Genomic DNA, 18,818 nt, shown 5'->3' with positions numbered 1-18,818 from the left:
TCCGGAGCACATCATGGCAACGCCCAACGAAAAGGTCGTCGAAGCACTCCGCGCCTCACTCAAGGAAACGGAGCTGCTGCGCCAGCAGAACAACGCCCTGCGCGCAGCCTCCAGTGAGCCGATTGCGATTGTGGGGATGGGGTGCCGTTTCCCGGGGGGTGTCGTCTCTCCGGAGGGGCTGTGGGAGACAGTGTTGTCGGGCAGGGACGTGATCTCTTCGTTCCCCACCGACCGTGGCTGGGACACCGACACCCTCTACGACCCCGACCCCGACCACCCCGGCACCACCTACGGCCGCCACGGCGGGTTCCTGGACACCGTCGCCGACTTCGACCCGGAGTTCTTCGGAATCTCCCCGCGCGAGGCTTTGGCCATGGACCCCCAGCAACGGCTGCTGCTGGAGACCTCCTGGGAGACCTTCGAGCGGGCGGGCATCGACCCGGCCACCCTGCGCGGCAGCCGCACCGGCGTCTTCGCCGGCGTCATGTACCACGACTACGCCTCACGCCTGAACGAAATCCCCGGCCACCTCGAAGGCCTGATGGGAACAGGAAACGCCACCAGTGTGATCGCAGGCCGACTCTCCTACACCTTCGGCCTCGAAGGCCCCTCCCTCAGCATCGACACCGCCTGCTCCTCGTCGCTGGTCGCCCTCCACCTCGCCGTCCAGGCCCTGCGCGACGGCGAATGCGAGATGGCGCTGGCCGGCGGCGTCACCGTCATGGCCACACCAGAAGCCTTCATCAACTTCAGCCGCCAACGAGGGCTCGCTCCCGATGGCCGTTGCAAGGCGTTCGGTGCGGGCGCGGACGGCACCGGCTGGGCCGAAGGCGCCGGCATGCTCCTCGTGGAGCGTCTCTCCGACGCCGAGCGTCTGGGCCATCGCGTCCTGGCGGTCGTTCGCGGGAGCGCGGTCAACCAGGACGGTGCCTCCAACGGCCTCACCGCCCCCAACGGCCCCTCCCAGCAACGCGTCATCCGCCAGGCCCTCGACGCGGCGAACCTGACGCCCGCACAGATCGACGTGGTCGAGGGACACGGCACCGGCACCACGCTCGGCGATCCGATCGAGGTCCAGGCACTCCAGGCCGCCTACGGACAGAACCGTCCGGATGAGCGACCGCTGTGGCTGGGGTCGTTGAAGTCGAACATCGGGCACGCCCAGGCCGCCGCCGGTGTCGGCGGCATCATCAAAATGGTGATGGCGCTACGGGCCGGAACCCTGCCGCGCACTCTGCACGCCGACGAGCCCTCGCCCCACATCGACTGGACGGCAGGGAATGTGCAGCTCCTGACCGAGGAGCGGGAGTGGACCCAGGCCGGACAGCCGCGCCGGGCCGCCGTCTCGTCCTTCGGATTCAGCGGCACCAACGCCCACGTCATCATCGAGCAGGCCCCGCAACCGTCCGCCCCGGCGGAGACACCCAAATCCTGGGACGGCGGCGCCGTGCCCTGGATCCTGTCAGCCGCCACCCCCCAAGCCCTGCGGGCACAGGCCGAGCAACTGCGCTCCTACGTCACCCAGCGGCCCGAGCTGCGGCCGGCCGATGTGGCCTTCTCCCTCGCGACCACACGCGCAGCCCTCGAACACCGGGCCGTGGTCATCGGCACCGAACTGCACGAACTCACCGAACAACTCGACACGGTGACCGGCACCGGCACGGTTATCGACGGGGGCCGGACCGCGTTCCTGTTCACCGGACAGGGAGCACAGCGCCCGGGCATGGGACGGGAACTGTACGAGGCCTTCCCCGCCTTCCGCACCGCGCTGGACGAGACCTGCAGCCACCTCGACCCGCTCCTGCCCCAACCGCTGTTGAACGTGATGTGGGGCACCGACCCCGACACCCTGGCCCGCACCGAATACACGCAGCCCGCTCTCTTCGCCCTGGAGGTCGCTCTCTACCGGCTTCTGGAGTCGTGGGGCATCCGGCCCGACGCCGTCGCCGGACACTCCATCGGAGAGATCGCCGCCGCCCACATCTGCGGAATCCTCTCCCTGCACGACGCCTGCACCCTCGTCGCCGCCCGCGGCCGGCTCATGCAACAACTCCCGCCCGGCGGCACCATGATCGCCGTAGAGGCAGAGACCGACCAGGTCCTGCCCCTGCTGGCCGGACACGAGCACGAAGCCGGCATCGCCGCTGTCAACGCACCCGGCGCCCTCGTCATCTCCGGCACCACCACAGCCGTCCAGGAAATAGCCGCCGCCCTGACCGCCCAGGGCAGGCGCACCAAACAGCTCCAGGTCAGCCACGCCTTCCACTCCCCCCTCATGGACCCGATCCTCGACACATTCCGGCACACCCTGGACAGCATCACCTTCCACGAACCAGCCATCCCCATCGTCTCCACCGTCACCGGAACCACCGACCCACAAGACATGCGCACAGCCGACTACTGGGTCACCCACATCCGCAACACCGTCCGCTTCACCGACGCCGTCACGACCCTGCGGGCACACAACACCCGCACCTACATCGAGATCGGCCCCGACACCACCCTCACCACCCTCACCCAGCAAACCCTCGACACCGACATCACCACCCACCCCGTCCTGCACCCCAACCACCCCGAAACACACACAGTCATCCAAGCCGCAGGCATCCACTTCACCCGCGGCGGATCCGTCGACTGGCAGGCACTGCTCCCCCACGCCCACCCCGTCGACCTGCCCACCTATCCCTTCCAGCACCAGCGCTACTGGCTGGACGCGCCCACCACCACCGCAGACCTCACCGCCGCCGGACTGAACGCGGCACGGCACCCGCTCATGGGCGGTGCCATCACGCTCGCCGACCGCTCGGGGCTGCTGCTCACCGGGCGACTGTCGCTGGCGACCCATCCCTGGCTGGCGGACCACGCCGTCCACGACACCGTTCTGGTGCCCGGCACCGCCCTGGTCGAGCTGGCGCTGCGAGCCGGGCAGGAGGTCGGCTGCGACACCGTCGAGGAGCTGACCCTCCAGGCGCCGCTGGTACTGCCGGCGACCGGGGCGACGGATCCCGGCGCCGTCCAGGTGCAGGTCGTCGTCGGTGAACCGGACGCCCAGAACGTTCGCCCGGTCAACGTGTATGCCCGTGTCGAGGACAACACGATCGACGCCCCCTGGACCTGCCACGCGACCGGCCTTCTCGCTTCGGGTACCGGGACCACGGACAAAGCCGACGACTTCGCCGTCTGGCCGCCGCGCGACGCGGAACCGGTCGACATCGTCGGCTTCTACGAGACGATGGCCGGCCGGGGCTACGAGTACGGACCCGTCTTCCAGGGTCTGCGCAGCGTCTGGCGGCGCGGCGACGAGGTGTTCGCCGAGGTCGCGCTTGCGGAGGAGGCGGCCGAAACGGCCGAGGAGTTCGGGGTTCACCCCGCCCTGCTGGACTCCGCTCTGCACGCCGCCGCGGCGGCGACCGACGAGCCGGGGGGCGGCGCCCGTATCCCCTTCTCCTGGCGTCGCGTCGCGCTGCACGCGGCGGGTGCCACGGCCCTTCGGGTCCACCTCACCCCTGTCGGACAGAGCGTCGCCCTTCGCGTAGCGGACGTGGAAGGCCAGTTGGTCGCGTCGGTGGAGTCGTTGGCGCTGCGTGAGGTGAGCAGGGAGCAGATGGCCGCTTCCCAGGGCACCGATTCGCTGTTCCGGGTCGAGTGGGTGCCGACGCAGACGGGGTCGGGTTCGGGTTCGGGTTCGGCCGACGAGACCTGGACCGTGCTCGGTGACGGCCCGCTCGCCGGGAACGGCCCGGCCTTCGCGGACCTGGATGCGCTGATCGCTTCCGGCGGTACCGTCCCCGGCACCGTCGTGCTGGAGTGCCCGGCGGGTACGGGCGAGGTTCCCGATGCGGTGCGGGCCGGGCTGGGTGATGTGCTGGGTGTGGTGCAGCGGTGGGTGACCGATGAAAGGCTGGCCGATGCGCGGCTGGTCGTGGTCACCCGGGGCGCGGTTGCCGTTCCTGGTGATGGACCGGTCGATGTGCGTGTCGCGCCGGTGTGGGGTCTGGTCCGTGCGGCCCAGGCCGAGCACCCCGGACGCTTCGTCCTCGCCGACCTCCCCCACGACGCCGAAGCACACCAACTTGCCACCGCGCTTGCCGCCGGGCTCGCGACCGGCGAACCCCAATGGGCCCTGCGCGACGGTGGTATCCGCGTCCCGCGTCTGGCACCCGCACCCACCCCGCCCACGTCCGTGGACGTGGCTCCGGGGTTCGGTGACGGTCCGGTACTGATCACCGGTGCCTCCGGGACCCTGGGCGGCATCGTCGCCCGCCACCTCGTCACCACCCATGGTGTCCGGCACCTGGTCCTGGTGAGCCGACGCGGCCGTGCCGCCGACGGCATGAACCAACTCGAGACGGACCTGACCGGCCTCGGGGCGACCGTGGAGATGCTCGCCTGCGACACCGCCGACCGCGACGCCCTGACCCACGCACTCACCGGACGCCGCCTCACCGCAGTCGTCCACGCCGCCGGCGTCCTCGACGACGCCACCCTGGAATCCCTCGACGAATCCCGACTCGACACGGTCCTGCGGCCCAAGGTCGACGCCGCCTGGAACCTCCACGAACTCACCCGGGACCACGACCTGACGGCCTTCGTCCTGTTCTCCTCCGCCGCCGGCATCTTCGGCAACCCCGGCCAGGCCAACTACGCCGCCGCCAACACCTTCCTCGACGCCCTCGCCCACACCCGCAGCGCCCAGGGCCTGCCCGGTCAGTCGCTGGCGTGGGGCCTGTGGGCCGAGACGAGCGCGATGACGGGCGGGCTCGCCGACACCGACAAACAGCGACTGACACGATCAGGAGCCAGCCCCCTCTCAGCCGAAGAAGGCCTCACACTCCTCGACACCGCTGCCACCGCCAACCACGACGGCCTGCTCATCCCCGTACGCCTCAACCTCCCCGCCCTGCGCGCACTCACCGACACCGGACAGATACCGCCGATCCTGCGCGCCCTCCTGCCCTCCCCGGCCCGGGCCCGACGCAAGGCTGCGGGTACCTCGACCGGTAGGGGGGCCGAAGGTGGTGAACTCGCGCAGGCTCTGGCCCCGTTGGACACCCCGGCACGCGCCGCCCATGTCCTGGACCTGATCCGGTCGGCAGTCGCGACAGTCCTCGGACACACCTCGCCGGACGCGGTCGAGCCCGAGAAGTCGTTCCGAGACCTCGGCTTCGACTCGCTGACCGCGGTGGAACTGCGCAACCGCCTCACCGCCACCACGGGGCTGCGCCTGCCCGCCACCCTGGTGTTCGACTACCCGACGTCCGCCGCCCTCGCCGACCACGTGCTGACGCAGGTCGTCGGCGAGGCAGGCCCCGTGACGGCTACCCCGGTGCCCGCCACGGCCGGTACCGACGACCCCGTCGTGATCGTTGGCATGAGCTGCCGCTACCCCGGTGATGTGATGACGCCCGAGGACCTGTGGGACCTCGTCCTGTCCGGCGGCGACGCCGTGTCCGAGTTCCCCTCCGACCGCGGCTGGGACCTGGAGAACGTCTACCACCCGGACCCCGACCACCCCGGCACCACCTACTCCCGTGAGGGTGGGTTCCTGCACCGTGCGGCCGAGTTCGATCCGGCGTTCTTCGGGATCTCTCCGCGCGAGGCTTTGGCCATGGATCCGCAGCAACGGCTGCTGCTGGAGACGTCGTGGGAGGCCTTCGAGCGGGCAGGCATCGACCCGGCCACCCTGCGCGGCAGCCGCACCGGTGTCTTCGCCGGCGTCATGTACCACGACTACGGCACCCGGCTGCGGGAGGTGCCGGGACACATGGAAGGCCTGATGGGCACCGGGACAGCCGCCAGCGTGGTCTCCGGCCGCCTCTCCTACACCTTCGGGCTGGAAGGACCGGCGGTCACCGTCGACACCGCCTGCTCCTCGTCCCTGGTCGCCCTCCACCTCGCCGTCCAGGCCCTGCGCACCGGCGAGTGCACTCTGGCCCTCGCCGGCGGCGTCACCGTCATGGCGACGCCCGGCGCCTTCGTCAACTTCAGCCGACACCGGGGGCTCGCTCCCGATGGCCGTTGCAAGGCGTTCGGTGCGGGCGCGGACGGCACCGGCTGGGCCGAAGGCGCCGGCATGCTCCTCGTGGAGCGCCTCTCCGACGCCGAGCGTCTGGGCCATCGGGTCCTCGCGGTCGTTCGCGGCAGCGCGGTCAACCAGGACGGTGCCTCCAACGGCCTCACCGCCCCCAACGGCCCCTCCCAGCAACGCGTCATCCGCCAAGCCCTCGCCACCGCCGGTCTCTCCCCCGCCGACGTCGACGCCGTCGAAGCACACGGCACGGGCACCACGCTCGGCGATCCGATCGAGGTCCAGGCACTTCAGGCCGCCTACGGACAAAACCGCGCCACCGAACGGCCCCTGTGGCTGGGGTCGTTGAAGTCCAACATCGGGCATGCCCAGGCCGCCGCCGGTGTCGGCGGCATCATCAAGATGGTGATGGCGCTACGGGCCGGAACCCTGCCGCGCACCCTGCACGCCGACGAACCCTCCCCCCACATCGACTGGACGGCAGGGAACGTACAACTCCTCACCGAGGAACGGGAGTGGACCCAGGCCGACCACCCGCGCCGGGCCGCCGTCTCGTCCTTCGGATTCAGCGGCACCAACGCCCACGTCATTCTGGAGGAGGCCCCGGAACCCCTCCCGGTGGAGAGGACCGAGTCCTGGGGCGGCGGCGCCGTGCCCTGGATCCTGTCAGCCGCCACCCCCCAAGCCCTGCGGGCACAAGCCGAGCAACTGCGCTCCTACGTCACCCAGCGGCCCGAGCTCCGGCCGGCCGACGTGGCCTTCTCCCTCGCGACCACACGCGCAGCCCTCGAACACCGAGCCGTAGTCATCGGCACCGAACTGCACGAACTCGCAGAGAAATTGGACGTGTTGGCCGATACCGATGCCGGCACGGTTATCGACGGGGGCCGGACCGCGTTCCTGTTCACCGGACAGGGAGCACAGCGCCCGGGCATGGGACGGGAACTGTACGAGGCCTTCCCCGCCTTCCGCACCGCGCTGGACGAAGCCTGCAGCCACCTCGACCCGCTCCTGCCCCAACCGCTGTTGAACGTGATGTGGGGCACCGACCCCGACACCCTGGCCCGCACCGAGTACACGCAGCCCGCTCTTTTCGCCCTGGAGGTCGCTCTCTACCGGCTTCTGGAGTCGTGGGGCATCCGGCCCGATGCCGTCGCCGGGCACTCCATCGGAGAGATCGCCGCCGCCCACATCTGCGGAATCCTCTCCCTGGACGACGCCTGCACCCTCGTCGCCGCCCGCGGCCGGCTCATGCAGCAACTCCCGCCCGGCGGCACCATGATCGCCGTAGAAGCCACCGAGGACGAACTCCAGCCCCTGCTCACCGGCCTCGGCGACCAGGCCGGCATCGCCGCCCTCAACACCCCCCACTCCACCGTCATCTCCGGCGCCACCACAGCCGTCCAGGAAATAGCCGCCGCCCTGACCGCCCAGGGCAGGCGCACCAAACAGCTCCAGGTCAGCCACGCCTTCCACTCACCCCTCATGGACCCGATCCTCGACACATTCCGGCACACCCTGGACAGCATCACCTTCCACGAACCAGCCATCCCCATCGTGTCCACCGTCACCGGAACCACCGACCCACAAGACATGCGCACAACCGACTACTGGGTCAACCACATCCGCAACACCGTCCGCTTCACCGACGCCGTCACGACCCTGCGGGCACACAACACCCGCACCTACATCGAGATCGGCCCCGACACCACCCTCACCACCCTCACCCAGCAAACCCTCGACACCGACATCACCACCCACCCCGTCCTCCGTCCCAACCACCCCGAAACACACACCCTCATCAACACCGTGGGCCAACTCCACCTCACCGGCACCCCCGTCGACTGGCACGCCCTGCTCCCCCACGCCCACCCCATCGACCTGCCCACCTACCCCTTCCAGCACCAGCACTACTGGCTGGATCCGCAGGAGCTGGAGGCACCGGACGGCACGGCCGCCGCCGCCCAGGACGACGCGGGGACGACGGACTCCGACGCCCGTTTCTGGGGGGCCGTGGCCGCCGAGGACCTGGGCTCGCTGGCCGCGCTGCTGGGGATCGGCGATGAGGCGGACGACGCGCGGGAACGCGCGGCGATAGAGGAGGCGTTGCCGGTTCTCACCTCGTGGCTGAGGCGTCGGCGGGCCGCCGCTCCCGCTCCGCACTACCGCGTCGGGTGGACTGCCGTGGCCGGGCGGCCGGACAGCGGCGCGGCACGGCTGCGGGGTACCTGGGTGCTGGCCGTGCCGACGCCGGCGGCGAGCGGTGACGCCATGGTGACGCGCCTCGCGTCGGCGCTGAGGGCCGCGGGAGCCGACGTACGGGTGGTCACCGTCGGCGGGCCCGGGGCAGCCTCGTTCGACGAGCTCGCCGCCGAGATGTCGGCGCTGGCGGCGGACGGCGGCGAACTCGCCGGCGTCCTGTCGCTGCTCGCCCTGACGTCGGCAGAGGGCTCCGGGGACACCCGGGACACGGCCCTCGCCACGCTGGCGCTGCTGCGTGCCGTGTCCGGAGTCGGGGCGGCGGTACCGGTGTGGTCCCTGACCTCGGGCGCCGTGTCGACGGGTGGCTCGGAACGGGTGACCGCGCCCGGCCAGGCCGTGCTGTGGGGCCTCGGCAGGCTGCTCCTGGATGCCACGGAAGTGCACTGGGCCGGTGTCGTAGACGTTCCGGTGCGGTGCGGTGACCGGGTACTGAAGCGGCTGGCCGGTGTGCTGGCGGCCCCGGGCGAGGAGACCGAGGTGGCCGTGCGTGACGCGGGTGTCTTCGCGCGGCGCCTGCTGAAGGGAGCCGGCGCGACAGACGTCCCGGACGGGGACACCGCTCCCTCGCCGCAGGGCACGCTCGTGGTGAGTGGCGGCACCGGCACCTGGCGGGACGGCGTGGCTCACCGGCTGCTCGCCTCCGGAGCGGCGCACGTTCTTGTGGTCACCGCGCCGCACCAGCCGGAACCGGCGGAGGCGGTGGGACCTCTCGTGGAGGGGATCACCCATGCCGTCTGCGACGTGTCGGACGGCACCGCCCTGGCCCACCTCGCCGCATCGCTGCCCGGCGAGCGTCCTCTGACCGGCGTGGTGCACGCTCCGCGTGTCGCCGCGGCCGACGGCCCGCTGGACAAGGCGCTCGGCGAGGTCCTGGACGCCGAACTGCCCGCTGTGACCGGCCTTTTCGCGGGCGAGGAACCGGTCGCCCTGTTCCTCGCCGTGGATGTGGACGCCCTGGTCGGCGTCCCGGACACGGGTGCCGTCGCGGCGCTGGCCGGCTGGTGGGAGGCGATGGCTCGGCAACAGGCCGCCGCAAGGGGCCCGGTACGGCTGATCGCCGCCGACCCCGACGGGCTCGACGTAGCTGTGCTCGACCGGGCCAGGGAGCGGGCGGACGGGCTGCTCGTCGTCACGGGACGGGACTGGGCGCAGTACGCCGGCACCCGCGCGGACACCCGCGGCAGCCGCCTCCTGGAGGGCATTCCCGAGGCGCGGGCGGCGCTCGCCGCGGCGGCTCCGGCCGCCCCGCGGACGCGGGAATCCGGCCTGCTGGCCGGGGTCGACGGCCCGGAATCGCTGCGCCACGCCCTCGCCGCGCAGGACGTCGGACAGCGGCTTCAGACCCTGGTGGAGCTGGTGCGCGGGCAGGCTTCCGTCGTTCTCGGGCACGCGTCGGCCGACGCCGTGACCGCCGACGGAGACTTCATGGACCTCGGCTTCGCCTCGCTCACCGCGGTCGAGTTCGGGCACCGCCTCACCGCGATCACCGGGCTGAAACTGCCCACCACCCTGATCTACGACTACCTCAATCCGGTCGAGCTCGCCGAGTACCTCGCGGACGAACTCGCCCCCGAACTCATCGCGCTCACCACCGTTTGAGGGCTCCCGTGCCGGGCCCGGCGCATAGGGCCGGGCCCGGCACGCCCTTCCGTCCGACCGGTTTTCCTCAGCCGGTTCCCTTCCTACAGAAAGCAGTACCTGATGACCTCCGCAGTGGACACCGGCGTCTGGATCCGCCGCTACCGGCCCGCCCCCGACGCGGGCGTGCGGCTGCTGTGCCTGCCGCACGCCGGCGGTGCGGCCAGCTACTACGTGCCCGTGGCGGCCGCGCTCGCCCCCGGCGTCGACGTACTCGCCGTGCAGTATCCCGGGCGCCAGGACCGCCGCTCCGAGGAACCCGTCGAGGATCTGCGAGAGCTGGCCGACCGGGTCGTCGACGCGGTCGGCGACGGCGACGAGCGGCCCCTCGCGGTGTTCGGGCACAGCATGGGCGCGCTCCTCGGCTACGAGGTGACACTCAGGCTGCAAGCGGCCGGACGTGCCCCGGTGCGGCTGTTCGTGTCGGGGCGGCGTGCCCCGAGCGCGGTCCGGCCCAGCGAGGACATGCACAAGCGCACCGACAGCGCCCTGCTGGACGGGGTGCGCCGGCTCAGCGGCACCGACGCGCAGGTTTTCGAGGACGAGGAACTGGTGCGCATGGTGCTGCCCGCGATCCGCGCCGACTACCGCGCGGTGGAGACGTACGAACCGCGCCCCGGTGACCGGGTGCGCTGCCCGGTGACCGTGCTGACGGGCGACGACGATGCCATGACGACGGTGGAGGAGGCCCACGCCTGGTCCGCCCACTCCGAGGGCCCCACCGACCTCCATGTCTTCCCCGGCGGGCACTTCTATCTCAACGACCGTGCGGCGGACGTCCTCGCCGTCGTCCAGGCCCGTTTGAGGCCGTGACCTCCGAGGAGGACGGTGCGTCAGGTGAGGGAGGCCGGACGGTACGCCGCCGTGTACCGGGCCAGGAGCCGTTCGAGGTATTCGGGCCCGCCGGCCGGGGCGCGGTCTCCGGCCTGACGGCGCAGCCGGTCGACGCGGACCGTGGTGCACCCGCCCCGGTCACCGGCGTCCACCACGTCCCAGCGTGCCGTGCGGCCCAGCTGCCGCTCCACACCGCGCACGATGTCCTCGACGGCGTACGGCGTCCCCGCGGCCACGTTCAGCACTTGGCGGTGTGTGCCGGCGACGAGCAGCGCGTCCAGGCAGGCGACGACATCGGCGACGTCGATCAGATCGCGGTGGGCGCCCGCGAAGACGCGGACGTCACCGGAGGCGATCTGCGCGACCAGCGCCGGAAGCAACTGGTGTGGGCGCTGGTGGCTGCCCACGACATGGCTGAGCCGCAGCACCAGCCAGGAGGCGTCCGAGTCGGTCAGTTCCTCCTCCAGCCGCCGTTCGAGATCCAGCTTGTGGCGCCCGTAGGGGTTGACGGGTGCCGCCGCTTCCTCTCCGGCGGGGGTGTCGCAACTGCCGTAGAGGGCCTGGGACGCCGTGGAGAAGAACACCAGCGTGCGGCCCTCGGCCCGGCAACGCCCGGCGGTGTCCCGCACCAGGGCGGCCTCCCGGGCGAAGGACTCCGGCGAGGCGACCGCTGTGCTCGACACCCCGGCGGCCAGCACGGTCACGGCCTCGTGCGCCCCGGTGAGGGCGGACAGATGGCGGGCGAGAAACCCGCGTCCGATGATCTCCACGGCGCTCAGCCCCCTGTTCCGTGTGCGAGCGGGGCGACCGGTGGTGCCGCCGGGGCCGAGGCGGTGTTGCGTACAGCGGCGAGGAGCCGGGCCCGCTCCACAGCGGCCGATGCGGCCCGCCGGGCCGTGTCCGTGCCGCCCGCCGGACCGCACGCGGCGGCCGCGAAAGCCCGTACGGTCGCCGTGGCCTGGTCCTCGGCCGGGAGCCGCAGGGTCCGTTCGCGCCCACCGGTGCTCAGCACGACGACGGGTTCGTGGTCGGCGGGCGGGGTGAAGGCCCGGTCCAGGCGGATCCGGCCGTGGCTGCCCCACAGTTCGTACGACGACTCGTACACGTGGCGCATGCCGAACGTCAGTTGCACGGTGACCGGGCGGGGCTCGGACGGCGGGGTACGCAACAGGACGGCGCCGGCGGTGTCGACGCCGTGGCGGGGGTCGTCGACGAGGGTGGCGCCGACGACGCGCAGGCCCTCACCGAGGACGTGGGCGGCAAGGCTCAGCGGGTAGACACCGACGTCCGCGAGGGCGCCGCCGCCCAGATCGGCACGGTGCCGGATGTCGTCGGCAGGCAGCTCCGGGATGGTGAACGTGGCGTTCACGTGCCGGAGTTCGCCGATCGCGCCCTCGCCGAGGAGCGCGCTGATGCGGGTGTGGGCGCCGTGCTGGACGAACATGACGTTCTCCATCAGCACCAGCGAGCGGGCCGCGGCCAGTTCGGTCAGCTCCGCCGCCTCCCCGGGGTCGGCGGTCAGCGGCTTCTCCACCAGCACGTGCTTGCCGGTGAGCAGGGCCCGGCGGGTCCAGTGGGCGTGCAGGGAGAACGGTGTCGGGATGTACACGGCGTCGACGTCGGTCCGGTCGAGCAGCGCGTCGTACGAGGTGACGGCGGCGCAGTCGTACTGGGCGGCGAGGGCGTCGGCGCGGCCCGGAACGCGGCCGGCGACGGCGGTGACCCGGGTCTGCGGCACGGCGGCGAACGCGGGCAGCATCCGGCGCCGGGCGATGGCCGCCGCGCCCAGCACCCCGATCCGCAGCGGGGCCGCGATCCGCTCCGTGCTGCCCGTCATACGGGCCGCGCCACGGAACGCAGGCACGCGAGCAGGGTCCGCGCCTGGACATTGACACTGAGCCCGGCGCTGGTGAGCCGTTCCAGCTGGCGCACGCTCAGCCAGGCGTACTCGGGCGGCGGGGGCTCGGCGGCGAGGGTGTCGTCAGCCTCGACGAGGAGGTAGCGGCTGACGGCGTTGCGGAACCGGCCGCCCTCCTCGGCGTGCACGGCGCTGTAGCGGACCCGGGCGGGTGGCGCGGCCAGCACCTCGTCCATGTAGCGGGGGCGCTTGTCCTCGGAGTAGTTGGCGGGGACGCACTGGACGGTGGGTGCCATCTCGACCACCAGGGGCAGGCCGCCCTCCATGCGGGCGTGCACCAGGACGTGCGGCACACCGTCGAACTCGTGGACCAGGAACGCGGTGACGCCCTCACCGTGCGGTTCGATCAGCGGCTGCGTCCAGCTCGGCACCTCGCGGCTGCCGGCCTCCACAGCGACCGCGACGACGTCGAAGAAGCGCCCGTCCTCGCGGGTGATCTCGCGCTCGGTGCGGTGCCAGCCGGGCAATCCGGCCAGTGGGACCGTCTCGATCGTCCAGTCGTGGGTGGAACGGTGCTCGGTGAGCCAGCTGAGGACTTCCGCGTCCGGGGTGAGCGCCAGCCGGCTGTCCGGCTGCTCCATGAGCGAGGGCAGGCAGGACAGCACGGTGCGCGAGTCCATGTTGACGGTGTTGTCCCGGCTGAGCAGTTCGTGGAGCTGGCCGAGGGTGAGCCAGCAGAAGTCGGGGTGCGGGGGCACGTCGTCGCTGGTTTCGACGATCATGTTGCGGTTGTGCTTGCGGTAGAACCACGAGCCGTGCTCGGACTGGAGCACGTCCGCCAGGACCCGGCCCCGGCGTGACCCGGCGAAGTACTCCACGTACCGGACGGGTGCGCCGCGGTGCACGCCCGTGTAATTGCTGCGGGTCGCCTGCACGGTGGGCGACAGCTGCAACAGGTTCGGATTCCCGGGTTCCATCTTTGCCTGCATCAGAAAATGAAGAACACCGTCGATTTCCTTGACCAGAATCCCGAGAATTCCGACCTCGGGCTGCCGGATGATCGGCTGGCGCCATTCGGGGAAGAATCCGGCCGAGGTCCGGACCCGCAGCCCTTCCACCGTGAAGAATCTGCCGGACTGGTGTGTCAGATTCCCGGTGGGCCGAAGGAAATTCCAGCCCTTCAGGTCGGCGAAATCGATGCGCCGCACCCCGAAGTCGTGTTCACGTCGGCGTTCGGCCAGCCAGTCGGCGAACTCCGCGGTGGCCAGCTGGGCCCCCCGGTCGGTCACCTGCACGGACCGGGCGAGGAGTTCCGTCGCCCGCCGGTCCCAGCGCGGACCGGTCCGCGCGACGGTCTGCGGGGGGTCCGTGGGTCCCGGCGCCCGGTTCCGCACGGTGGAGTCCATCGTCGCTGCACGTGTCGTCACTTCCGACAGCGTACGGAAGGCGGGCCCCCTATTGACCCCCTAATATCCCCTGACAGAAAACAACGGACTGAAATTGTGCGGGAGTTGCCCGGAATCGGCGTTCGGCAATCTTCTGTGACGGCCGCGGACTTGCTAGTTTGCCGGACGGAATCACATCGGCTCGGCCACGTCCGGCCATGACGGCAGGAAAACGAATTGTCGAACGAATCACAGAGTGCGCAGCCTACGTCCGGCGGGCAGGCGGACGACGCCGCCTTCGCCGTCGGTGTACTCGCCGAGGCGGCCGGGCTCACGGTGGCCGAGGAACGGCGGGCGGATCTCGGGGCGCGGCGCGGCCGGCTCCTTGGCGCCGGCCGGGCTCTGGAGGCCCTCGACCTGGACGGGCAGCGGCTGCACCCCGCGTTCCGTCTCGAATGGAAGTGACAGGGACGTGAATGCGATGTCAGAGACCGGGACCGTCACCGGAACAACCGCTTTCGGCCACGAGTTGGGCGCGGTGGAGGCGGCGGCCCGCATCGCCGACGGCAGCCTGAGCCCCGTCGACCTGGTCCAGCAGGTGCTCGCCCGCATCCGCGAGGCCGACCCCGGGGTGGGCGCGTACACCGTCGTCCTGGAGGAGCCGGTCCTCGACGAGGCAGAGCGGGCCGCCAAGCGGATAGCCCAGGAGGGCCCGCGTGGCCCGCTGGACGGAGTGCCCGTCTCGGTCAAGGACCTGTTCGACGTGGCGGGCACGCCCACGTGGGCCGGTTCCGCCGCGCTGCGCCGGGCCGGGGGCAGCCCGGCGGCCGCCGATGCCGCCGTGGTCGCGCGGCTGCGGTCGGCGGGGGCCCTCGTGCTGGGCAAGACGCAGATGGACGAGTTCGCGTTCGGCACCGTCACCCCGGGGACGCGCAACCCGCGCTGCCCCGAACGTTCCGCCGGCGGCTCCAGCGGTGGCGCGGCCGCGGCTGTCGCGGCCGGCATGGGTCCCCTCGCCCTCGGCACCGACACCGGCGGCTCGGTGCGCATCCCGGCCGCCATGTGCGGGGTGGTCGGGCTGAAGCCGACGTACGGGGTGCTGCCGGGTGAGGGCGTTGCTCCGCTGTCCTGGTCACTGGACACACCGGGCGTACTGTCCCGGAGCGTGGCCGACGCGGCACTGGCGTTCGCGGCGCTGACCGGGACGGACACCGCCGCGCCCTCGGACCGGGGGCCGGATCCGCTTGCAGACTCGGCGGCGGATCTGACGCTCGCCGTCCCGGACGACGAGCTGTTCACGCGCTGCGCCCCGGACGTGGCGCGGCGCGTCGCCGCCGCGGTGGAGCTACTCGCCGCACAGGGCGCCCGCATCGTGCGGGTGAGCCTTCCGATGGCCGACCTGGTGTCGCCCGCCGTCACCCTGATCATGGCCGCGGAAGCGAGCGCCCACCACCGCCGTGCCCTGCGGGACGGCGCCGAGCTGCACCCGACCACCCTCGACCGGCTGGAGGAGGGCGCGCTGGTTCCCGCCCGCGACTACATCGACGCGCTGCGCACCCGGCAGCTCCTGCACGCCAGGTGGCAGGAGGCGTTCGAGGGCGTCGACGCGTTCGTCCTGCCCACGGTCGCCATCACACCGGTGGCGCACGGCGAGTTCTTCCTGCCGCAGCCCGACGGCGGCATGGACGTCGTCCCCGTCGCCAGCACCCGCTTCGCCCACCCAGCGAGCCTCACGGGCCTGCCCGCCCTCTCCGTGCCCTGCGGCTCCCCCGAGGACGGGCTCCCGGTCGGCCTGCAGTTCATGGGCCGCCCCCACGGCGAACAGACGCTCCTGCGCCTCGGCCGCCTCTACGAGTCCCTGACGGGCGGTCCCTGGCCGGTGGCCGAGGTGCCGGCCGTGGTCTGACCGGACCGCCGGGTGGACGGGGATCGCGGGAGACGCGGGCCCCGGCCACCCGGCTCTCAGAGCTGGTCGGCCACGAACGCGGCCAGGGCCTGCGCCGTACGGTGCTCGAAGACGTCCTGGAGGCGCAGGACCACGCCCTCCGCGCGGGCCGCGGCGACGAGGCGGATGGCGCCCATGCTGTCCGCCCCGCGAACGAAGAGGTCGTCCTCGGGCCCGATGTCGGCGTCCCCGACACCGAGGATGTCCGCGAAGAGCCGGCACAGCAGTTTCTCGCCCGGAGTCCCCGGCTCGCGCCGCCCGCCCGCCGGAACCCCGAAATCGGGGGCCGGCAGGGCGGACCGATCGAGCTTGCCATTGGGGGAAAGAGGCAGGGAGTCGAGGACGACCACCGCCGACGGCACCATGTAGGCGGCCAGCGATTCGGCGGCGTACGCCCGCAGTTCCTCCGGGACGCAGCCCTCGCCGACCACGTAGGCGACGAGGTGCTGGGCGCCCGGAGTGTCCGTACGGAGCAGCACCGCACAGTGCGCGACACGGGCGTGTTCCAGCAGCACCTGCTCGATCTCACCCAACTCCAGTCGCTGACCGCGCAGTTTGACCTGGTCGTCGGTGCGGCCCGCGAAGACGAGAGTGCCGTCGGGAGACAGCCGTACGAGGTCGCCGGTGCGGTACATGCGGCCGCCCTCCGGCATCCAGGGGTCCGCGACGAAGCGTTCCGCGGTGAGGCCGGGCCGGCCGAGATAGCCGCGGGCGACTCCTGCTCCCGCCAGGTGCAGTTCACCGGTCCGGCCGGGTGCGCACGGCCGGCCCCGCTCGTCGAGAACGTAGGCGCGGGTGTTGAGGACGGGGCGTCGGCCGATCGTCGGCGAAGGATGGTCCGCGAGGGCGGCGACGAACGCGTCGACGGTGCACTCGCTGGGCCCGTACAGATTGAGCGCGAGCAGGTGCGGCAGAGCGCGCAGCCGGTCCCACTGCGCGGGTCCGATGGCCTCGCCGCCGAGCGCGAGCACCCCGAGACGGTGCGCGCGGCCGGTGTCGAACAGGCCGCTGCGGTCGAGCTGTTCGGCGAAGGTGGGGGTGGTCTCCACGACGTCGAGGCGCTGTTCGGTGATGTGCCGGACCAGCAGGGCCGGGTCCCGGCGGACGTCGTCGTCGACGAGGTGGAGTTCGTGTCCCTCGAACAGCCACAGCACCGGGTCCCAGGCCGCGTCGAACGACTGCGCGGCGGTGTGCGCGACGCGCAGCCGTTCCCGCCCGAGGTGCCGGGTCGCGCGTCCGAAGAACAGCTCGCGGTGCGAGGCGATCAGGTTCATCAGGGAGCGGTGCTCGACCACGACGCCCTTGGGACGGCCGGTCGAGCCCGAGGTGAACAGCACGTACGCGGCGTCGTGCGGCGTCAGCGGCCGGGTGCGCTCGGCATCCCGGACGGGGGCGGGCGACAGGGTGTCCGTCGCCGCGGCGCTGCCCGGGTCGTCCAGGTACAGCGCGGACGCGTCCGGCGCGAGCCGCGCGGCAAGGTCGCGGGTGCTGATCAGCAGGCGGGGGCGCGCGTCGGCGAGCATGCCGGTGATGCGCCTCTCCGGGTAGCCGCTGTCCACGGGCACGTAGGTGGCGCCGGCGGTGAGGACGGCGAGCAGTGCGACGACGGAGTCGGCGGTGCGCGGCAGCAGTACGGCGATCAGGTCCCCGGAGCCCACGCCTTCCGCGAGCAGTCTGCGGGCCAGCCGCTGCACGCGCGCGTGCAGTTCGCCGTAGGTGTACGTCATGTCCGGCGCGACCAGGGCCGTGGCGTCGGCTCGCGTCATGGCCGCGAGATGGAGCAGGTCGGGCAGCAGCGTGCCGGGGACGGGCCGCGCGGGCCCGGTCAGCGCGTGCTCCCCTGGACCGGGGCCGGCGGCCGGGCGGGCGTCCGCGCTTGCCATGGTGTCGTCCTCGCGGCCGGAGACGGTGGTCACCGCAGGAGGGCGGAGACGGCGGCGGCCACCTCGTCGGTCGCCAGCAGGTCGACGTGCGCGACATCGGGGAAGGGGATCTCCTTGGCGACCAGTCGGCCCGCCTCGCCGCTGCCGGCGGAGGTCACGGCGATCGCGGTGGACCAGGTCGCGACCAGTGCCTCGGGCTCCTGCGCCGAGATCTGGCTGGAGCCGCACACGAAGGACACGTACGTGGTGAATCCGCCGAGGAACTCCGCCGTGCGCTCGTCGTCGAGACCGGCGCGGCGGCAGGCGGGTTCGCCGTACTCGCGGAACAGACCGCTCAGCCGCGTGCCCAGACCGGTGAGATCGTCGGCCTGCTCGCGCGCCTGCTCGCCGCGCTGCCGCGCCGCGGCGGTCTCCTCAGCGGTCAGCTCCGGGAGGAAACGCTCCATGATCTGCTGGTACTGCCAGTAGAGGAAGAACTCCTGCGGAATGTCCGGGTCGAAGAAGATCGTGTCCGGCGTCTCGCCCTGCGTCGCCCCGATGCGGTGTGCCAGGACGGCCGCGTAGGGGCTGGCGGCGCAGAATCCCATCACGGCGCGCACAGGACGGCCGCTCGCCTCGACCCCGGCCATCCAGCGGTCGATCCACTCGGCGCCGGTGAGCGTGGTGCCGGAGGCCAGCGGCGGGGGCAGCGTTTCCCAGAGGGCGTACGGGCTGTCGAGCCGCTCGGCGAGATCCGTGAAGCCGGCTTCTCTGCGTCCCGTACCGGGAAAGTCGACGGCGAGAACGATGCCGTCCGTCTTCCCTCCGGATCGCACTGCCCAGGGTCCGTTCCCGCTCATGATGTGCCTGCCTCCCCCAAGAGCCGCTGCCCTGTCCACAGCGTTCGAACGCAGACCCTAGGCGTGCCGCCCGCGCAGACACACCCCAGTTGGCCCCCTAGTCGCCCCTGCGGTCGCCCGTCGTGCGCATCGGCCGTAGGCCGTCG

General features: G+C 72.0%; 8 protein-coding genes and 1 pseudogene. 3 read left to right on the top strand and 6 right to left on the bottom strand.

The features are described from left to right. Window positions 1–13: 13 nt before the first annotated feature. A pseudogene (locus ACFVDP_RS39610) lies at window positions 14–9,889 on the top strand (SDR family NAD(P)-dependent oxidoreductase); the annotation flags it as partial. A gap of 102 nt (window positions 9,890–9,991) precedes the next feature. Continuing rightward, on the top strand, window positions 9,992–10,741 hold the full coding sequence (locus tag ACFVDP_RS39605) for a thioesterase II family protein (protein ID WP_383501223.1): 750 nt from the start codon (window positions 9,992–9,994) through the stop codon (window positions 10,739–10,741). A gap of 20 nt (window positions 10,742–10,761) precedes the next feature. Here the strand turns inward: ACFVDP_RS39605 and ACFVDP_RS39600 are convergent, their stop codons facing one another. The 4 genes from ACFVDP_RS39600 to ACFVDP_RS39585 form a co-directional block, all read right to left on the bottom strand. Beyond that, on the bottom strand, window positions 10,762–11,532 hold the full coding sequence (locus tag ACFVDP_RS39600) for an NAD-dependent epimerase/dehydratase family protein (protein WP_383501220.1): 771 nt from the start codon (window positions 11,530–11,532) through the stop codon (window positions 10,762–10,764). A gap of 5 nt (window positions 11,533–11,537) precedes the next feature. Further along, entirely contained in the window at window positions 11,538–12,626 is a 1,089-nt protein-coding gene (locus ACFVDP_RS39595; RefSeq protein ID WP_383501217.1) for a Gfo/Idh/MocA family protein, read from the bottom strand. Then, on the bottom strand, window positions 12,596–14,026 hold the full coding sequence (locus ACFVDP_RS39590; protein ID WP_383501232.1) for an NDP-hexose 2,3-dehydratase family protein: 1,431 nt from the start codon (window positions 14,024–14,026) through the stop codon (window positions 12,596–12,598). The genes ACFVDP_RS39595 and ACFVDP_RS39590 overlap by 31 nt, the downstream gene beginning before the upstream one ends. Before the next feature lie 228 nt (window positions 14,027–14,254). Further along, window positions 14,255–14,443 (bottom strand): hypothetical protein, encoded by a 189-nt coding sequence (locus tag ACFVDP_RS39585; RefSeq protein WP_383501214.1) that lies wholly within the window; start codon window positions 14,441–14,443, stop codon window positions 14,255–14,257. Window positions 14,444–14,486: 43 nt separating this feature from the next. On the opposite strand from ACFVDP_RS39585, the gene ACFVDP_RS39580 reads away from it, so the two are divergent. Continuing rightward, window positions 14,487–15,911 (top strand): amidase, encoded by a 1,425-nt coding sequence (locus ACFVDP_RS39580; RefSeq protein WP_383501211.1) that lies wholly within the window; start codon window positions 14,487–14,489, stop codon window positions 15,909–15,911. A gap of 56 nt (window positions 15,912–15,967) precedes the next feature. Here ACFVDP_RS39580 and ACFVDP_RS39575 read toward each other — a convergent pair whose 3' ends face one another. Beyond that, window positions 15,968–17,866, bottom strand: coding sequence for an amino acid adenylation domain-containing protein (locus ACFVDP_RS39575; protein ID WP_383501209.1), 1,899 nt, complete (start codon window positions 17,864–17,866; stop codon window positions 15,968–15,970). Next, on the bottom strand, window positions 17,863–18,672 hold the full coding sequence (locus tag ACFVDP_RS39570) for a hypothetical protein (protein ID WP_383501206.1): 810 nt from the start codon (window positions 18,670–18,672) through the stop codon (window positions 17,863–17,865). Before ACFVDP_RS39570 ends, ACFVDP_RS39575 begins: the two co-directional genes overlap by 4 nt. Between the last annotated feature and the right edge of the window lie 146 nt (window positions 18,673–18,818).

This window comes from Streptomyces sp. NPDC057694 (genome assembly GCF_042799415.1).
Lineage (GTDB): Bacteria > Actinomycetota > Actinomycetes > Streptomycetales > Streptomycetaceae > Streptomyces.
The sequence above is the reverse complement of the archived record's forward strand: the minus strand, read 5'-3'. Positions and strand labels throughout refer to the sequence as shown.